Origin of the sequence: Roseateles sp. (assembly GCF_049240545.1) — a bacterium.
Classification (GTDB): Bacteria; Pseudomonadota; Gammaproteobacteria; order Burkholderiales; family Burkholderiaceae_C; genus Paucibacter_A.
In genome coordinates this window covers 1-3,083 of the sequence record NZ_JBMLSK010000142.1, presented here as the reverse complement: position 1 = coordinate 3,083, position 3,083 = coordinate 1, and the positions used below count along the sequence as shown (strand labels likewise).

The 3,083-nt window shown below is 59.2% G+C and carries 1 protein-coding gene; it reads right to left on the bottom strand.

What is annotated here, in order from left to right; translation table 11 throughout:
- Positions 1-68 precede the first annotated feature (68 nt).
- On the bottom strand, positions 69-2,984 hold the full coding sequence (locus ACOVRJ_RS09340) for a Tn3-like element IS1071 family transposase (RefSeq protein ID WP_003049965.1): 2,916 nt from the start codon (positions 2,982-2,984) through the stop codon (positions 69-71).
- Positions 2,985-3,083: the final 99 nt, after the last annotated feature.

The following is a 3,083-nucleotide window of genomic DNA, read 5'->3' as shown; positions in this document are numbered from 1 at the left end:
CGTTGATTTCATTGACTTTCCTGTTCACTTTCAAATCTGCGATTCGTGGCGTCAAACCGTGGTCGGTTTCATCCATTGGTGCCAGTTATCGATGCATTTGGCCGCGAAGGCAGGATTTGGTCAGCATAGCGGTCAACCGGGAAGCGAAACACACCCCGCAAGTTGATGCTCTCCAGCCTGGTGGGCGCAATCTTCCCGATCAGTTCCGGTGGAATGACCTGGCGGCGGTTCGACCAGCGATCCAGGACCGCCTGCATCTGTGAGGTATTCCACGCCATCACGATGTTGGCCATCAGGCTCAACGCATCGGCCACAGCCTGCATTTCATCGACACGTTTGGCCTGCGCCGGGCTGATCCGGCCGGTATAAATGGCGCGCTTGAGGGCGTTAACAGCCTCGCCCCGATTGAGCACCCGGCGCAACTCGTTCCTGAAAGCGTCCTTGACAAAGTAGTCAGCCAAAAACGCCGTACGCAGCAACCGCCCCAATTGCACGCCAGCCTCATAGATTGGATCGCCCTGGGCGGCAGAACCGAACCGCGCAAGAGCTGCCACCGCACTGGCATGTCCGCTCATGACCGAGGCTGCCAGGTGCACCAGACTATCCCAATGCTTTTCGATCAAAGCGACGTCGACATTGGCTTCGCACACCGCAGCGATTTCTGCGGGCACTTTGGTGCCGCGTGGCACAAAGAGGTGGCGCTGTTTGAGTTCCTTCAACCGCGGGCAAAGATCAAAACCAAGCAAACGGGCATGTGACATGGCAAAGTCGGTGTAGCCATGGGTATCCACAGCAAGCTGGCTGGTCTCCAGCTTTTCTTGGCGGATGACACCTTCAATGGCCACGCCCGCCTGGCGCTCATTGAGCACAAAGGGCTGCGCATGGAAGATGCCCCACCGGTCTTTTACATGGGAGTAGATTCCAATGGAAGGTGTGTTGCGCCGAGGATCAAGCCGGGCTTGCCACACCCGTTTGGTGGTCTCCATGCTCATCATGTCAGAAGATGCCAAATCGGACCGCCCCCAGGTGGCGGCAATCGGGTGTCGCTGCATGAATTCCAGCACAGCCTGGCAGGCCTGGCTCAGACGCCGTTCGTCCCGCGCCCAGCGCATGGCCTGGCGAATGCTGGTGGCAGACAATTGCGGAATCATGCGCGCGCATTCGACCGCAGTCAGACTGGTGCCGTGGGCCATGATGCCGGCATAGACCATCAGCAGCTCGTCGGTAGAGCGCGGCTCACGTCCGAGCATGATCCAGCTAAAGCGCACCTGGGCGTCAACGGCCAGAATCACTTCCGGCAATTGAACCTCACCGATGCGGTGATCCAAAGCCGCGCGCAGCTTGGTCACTTCTGGGTCTTCGTCCTCTGCGGGCAATGGCGACAAATGGAGTTCATCATCCACGCGCAGTACGCCACTGCGGGCTGCAGCGGCCACCGCATCGACACCGGCAGTTACTCTGGCCAGCAAAGGCTTCAAGAAAGTGGCAGCCTTGCTGGGTAACGATAGACGGGCATAGTGTTTCTTGGACTCTGCCTGCCAACGCTCGTCCGTGAAGAACAAGCGCGCACGACCCCGAAAGCTCAGGCTGTGCTCAATCCAGACCGAGCCATTGCGCACCGCGCGGCGCAGGGCAAACAGGGTGGCCACCTCCAACGCCTGAAACGCCCGTTCCCGGTCTGGGCTGGAGATCGAAACCTGCCAGATCATTCCCAGACTTGGTGCCACCACTTCAACTGGCAGCTTTCTGGATCCTTTGAGATATAAAGCTTGCAGCTTGGCAAGGTACTCGATGGCAGGATGCTCGCCGGTGGCCTGCCAGGGCAGCTTTGCAATGGCGACGAGCAACGACCGCACGGGGCGAATTCCATCAATCAATCCCTCGCGGACCAGGGAGGCCCTGCTCGGTGGTTTGCGTTTCTGGGTTTCGGTGATCAAGGCTTCAAGACGGGCACGCAACTCAGCATCTGGCACCGCACCTTGCGCGCTCAAGGCAACAAGTTCGCCGAGCAGCGTTTTGTACATTGCGGCCCAATTGACGGTAGCGGGGACATCGGCGGCAGCCTGACGCCACAGATCGGCGATCCGGCGCTGCACCATAAGGATCAACTGGTCTGTGGTGGTGAACAGGCAATACCGAAGAAAGCATGCGACCTCCACGGTGCGCGCTGGCTCTTTGATCTTGGCTCCGGCTGAGGGCGGCCTGGAGACAAGTCGGCGCGCGTAGCGGCGCAAGATGAGATCGGGGATGTCTGCCAGGTGCTTATGAACGTCCAGCGTGTAAAGCAGGTCGATGCGCTCCAGTACCTCGCTGATTTGGCGGGTTGAGTGTTTCGCCGGTGCAGCCCATAGCCAACTCTGCTGGGTTTGTCCATCTGGGCGCAGCTCTGAAACTGAGGCTCGCCAGCGATCAAGTGTTGCTGGATCAACGCTGGCGGCGATGGCGGTGCCTGTTTCAACTTCAAGCTGGGCAAGTGCCGCCGCAATCAGTGTCCGAATTGCCCGCTCGTGCACGATCACCAGCTTGTTCTTGTACAGCCATTGACGCGCCCGCACGAGTAGCTGATCGCGGTCGGCGCAGCGCGCCACTTCGTCGCGCAGTTCACGTACCAGTGAGCGGCGCTGGTGCTCGCTCATCCACTGGAATCCAAGGACCGTGCAGGCTACTTGTTGGTGATCGAATAGCGTGCGCCCGCGTTCATACATGGCTCTCAGCGAGGCGACTTCTGGTGCTGCAATGCCAAGCTCGTTGCCAAGGTGGCGCCACAAGGCTACTGGAATTACCCGAAAGGCACCGAGCAAACGCCCACTCATGCGCAGGAAACCAATATGGAGCGCCAGACCAAGCTTGTGGGAATCACCTCGGCGTGCATTGATTGCGTCGCGCTCGGCACCATCGAAGGTGAAAAATGCCTTCATCTCGAAGTCGCTGATATCGCGGGGGAGCCCACGCATCCCCAAAAACGTTGTGTGCCAACCCTGCATCGTGAACCTCAAAAGTGGGAGGCCACCATACCCGTTTACAAAGCGAACAGGAAAGTCAATGAAATCAACGGTCTACCCAGACCACCCCCGCGCCAGTGC

Excerpts from the sequence above, each read along its gene's own strand:
- ACOVRJ_RS09340 (WP_003049965.1), bottom strand. The coding sequence starts at position 2,984 with ATGCAGGGTTGGCACACAACGTTTTTGGGGATGCGTGGGCTCCCCCGC.